Here is a 3,026-nt window from a genome sequence, read left to right as displayed (position 1 = left end):
GTTTTAGTTTAGGTGCTTACTCTAATCGGTTTTCAGCTTTCCCGTTTTTCTTTGTTACTGTCGCTTGTCATATGACGCACAACGGTTTTGTGTATGGTTAGTTGCGTGTTTGAGCAACTAATTTAGTAAACAAAAACGAACGCGAGAAAATTCCGAAGGAATTTTCCAAGTAGACAACGACCAAAGCAATTAATTATACACGTTGTTGTAAAACGTTTTTTAATTCCGTTACAATTTATATTGTAATTGATACAGTTCGTATTTATCCGAATTAAAGTCTATATCAACGCTAAATTCATTATTCTGTTTGTCTCTGATAATAGCACCAGAAATATGCATTAATTCCTTGTCTTTTATTTCCGTTATTTTAAATCCAAATAGTCTAAACTCAAGAATATTTCCTAATTGTGGTTCAAATTCTTTTAAGCGAGGAATCAATTCCTCTTTGTCAAAAGCAACAAGTTCATTATTTAGCATTTCTTTTAATTCTTCGAACTGTTTTTCCTTTAAAAGACTAACTGTTTTTTCTGCTACTTTGATTCTTTTTTCCGCTTTTTCAAGAAGAGTAATCGGAAAGTTAAATTCTTGTTTTTTGTTGTCTTTGGAAATCAAAACAACTTTTATTTCGTCATAATTTTTCTTTTCCTCTTTTAGATTTTTATAGAATCGATATGCAATATTTGATGATGGAAGATAAACCTTGTCTAATCGTTTATCAATAGCATCGCTCTGGCTCATTTCAATTTCGAAGTATTTTTTTGTTCCATCACTTGTTGAAGCAGATACTCCAATTGAATATTCACAACGTCCTCCATAAAAGCCTAAAATTTCCTCAATTCCGTTATTCTCATTGTCTGTTATACTCACTAAATTAGAAAGTAAACCTGTTTTTTCTTCTCCCTCTCGTTTATTTCCGCAAGAAGTTAGTAAAAAGACTAAAAATGTGATGCTTAAAATTCTGTTCATTGGTTTTTCTTAAATGTTTTACAACGGTTTGGTATAGATTTAGTTGCGGCTTAAAATCCGAAGGATTTTCAGCATTAAGCAACTAAGATAGTAAATTGGTATGAATTTCCGAAAGGAAATTCAGTAGCAATTGAATATATACCTTGTTAGCTGTAGTGTTGTTTTATTTTATGTGATTCAGCTGGCGAAATTGTAGAAAGAAAACTTATTTTTATTCCACTTTTTTTTGCGCAACATTCCGTTTTACTTTTTCCGTTTTTTTAGTTTCTGTTCCGTTTTGAGCGACAGAATTCGACCGCAATTTATTCAATTCCGTACGAGTCAGTTTTAGAGTTCAGTTCCGTTTACCGTTTTAAAATTCAGATCCATAACAGGCTAAAATTCTGTTTTCAATTTTTTAAAGTTACGTTGCTTAAAATCAACACGAATTGAGCGTTTTTGGTTGATGCAATATTACAGCTAACGTTTGTGTATAAATTTCAGTTGCGGAAAATCGGTACGATTTTCCGATTGAGACTGAAAAGATAGAAAATTGCAATGAATTTCCGAAAGGAAATTCAACCGCAATTGAATTTATACGATGTTGGTTACAGTTATATTTCAGTTTTTGGTTCATTCAGAGTTTTGTTTTGCGTTTTGCTATTCAATCCACGTTTTATTCCGAAATTTTGGAATTCGATAGAGTAGCAGTGATCAATTCACGTTTTTTAAATTCCGATTAGTTGTTTTCTTTTTTCTTTATATCTCTTATACTTAACAACATTGCTGCAATCAGAAGTATATTTGAAATAATTCCAGTAAAAGGACCTTTTTTAAGATTGTCAAAATCTAATTCAGCAATATTTAATATCATAAGAATGATACTTGCAATAAGTACGAAATAAATTACATAAATTCTTTTCATTTCCTTTGCTTTAATTTCTTTTTATAAACTCAGTTTCCGTTATACTTTTTTGCGCACAGTTCCGCTGTTTACAAAGTTTGGAATTCGCACGTTTTTTACGTTTAGTTTTTAATTCCGCTATTGTAACCAACGGTCTCGGCTATGAGTAGTTGCGTGGTTTAGCACTTAACTTTGCAAGTACACACCAAGTTGGAAATTCCGCAGGAATTTCCAAAGTAGGCGAGGACAAGCAATTACTTATAGCCATTGTTGTACGCAGTTTTTTTATTTTTATTCGGTTTTAATATGTAAATCAGATAAACGATTAAAAAAATCAAAAGCGGTATCTGAAAACTTAAATAATTAAATTTCTCAATAGGTATTTCTGTCACTCGTCTTACGATTGGCGAAATCATAAGAATAAAGCTTAATATTTTCCCAAGTCTTGGTTTTCCGTATTTAGTAAAATTCAAGACAAATCCAGTTAGTCCCAAAACTGCAAAGATTTGGTCGCTATTGCCAAACTCAAAACTTGTAAATATTAGCCAAAAAATAAATGGAAGTCCAATCATTTGTCCCATAAGTATTATGAGCGAATATGATGTCAGAGAAATAATTTTCAATTTATTTTCCATTTAATTTTTAAGTTCAGCTTTTTATTAAATCCTGTGCGTTTTTAATTCCGCAACCAATTACAAAAATTCGAGTTCGCCAGTCATTTATTCCGCCATAAGGGATTTTGTCAGTCCAATATTCAATTCCACGTTTTTTGAGTTCAGACAATATTTGTTCTACTTCTTGGTCAGATTTATACATTCCGATATAATTCCGATTTGCGTGTTCATCCGATTTAATTTTTTTTAGAGCGTATTCAACAGCTTCTTTTTCGGTCGCAAAGTGTTCCAAAGTCTGTTTATCTCCACGTTCGGTATAGAACCATTGAAAAAGTCCTCCGTTATTCTCCAATCCAAAACCCTCATAAATAGCATTTCCATTAATGCTATAACTATTCATTGGATAGCAATTTTCCTTAAGCCATTTTTCCAATTCAGTAATGGTTTTTATTTCAGTTTCGGTCATTTCTTAAATTGCGTACAACGTTAGCGTATAAATTTCAGTTGCGGAAAATCGGTACGATTTTCCGATTGAGACTGAAAGATAGAAAATTGCAATGAAT

At 31.7% G+C, this 3,026-nt stretch carries 4 protein-coding genes; all 4 read right to left on the bottom strand.

Annotated elements, in window-relative coordinates; translation table 11 throughout:
• Positions 1-228: 228 nt before the first annotated feature.
• On the bottom strand, positions 229-966 hold the full coding sequence (locus tag WA340_RS11900; protein ID WP_336129233.1) for a hypothetical protein: 738 nt from the start codon (positions 964-966) through the stop codon (positions 229-231).
• A gap of 718 nt (positions 967-1,684) precedes the next feature.
• Positions 1,685-1,870, bottom strand: coding sequence for a hypothetical protein (locus WA340_RS11895; RefSeq protein WP_336129232.1), 186 nt, complete (start codon positions 1,868-1,870; stop codon positions 1,685-1,687).
• A gap of 233 nt (positions 1,871-2,103) precedes the next feature.
• A complete protein-coding gene (locus WA340_RS11890; RefSeq protein ID WP_336129231.1) occupies positions 2,104-2,484 on the bottom strand; it encodes a hypothetical protein in 381 nt (126 codons plus the stop codon).
• 13 nt (positions 2,485-2,497) lie between these two features.
• Complete coding sequence (locus tag WA340_RS11885) at positions 2,498-2,929, bottom strand: hypothetical protein (RefSeq protein WP_336129230.1); 432 nt, start codon at positions 2,927-2,929, stop codon at positions 2,498-2,500.
• Positions 2,930-3,026: the final 97 nt, after the last annotated feature.

This window comes from Mesoflavibacter sp. CH_XMU1422-2 (genome assembly GCF_037029245.1).
GTDB classification, from domain to species: Bacteria; Bacteroidota; Bacteroidia; order Flavobacteriales; family Flavobacteriaceae; genus Mesoflavibacter; species Mesoflavibacter zeaxanthinifaciens.
The sequence above is the reverse complement of the archived record's forward strand: the minus strand, read 5'-3'. Positions and strand labels throughout refer to the sequence as shown.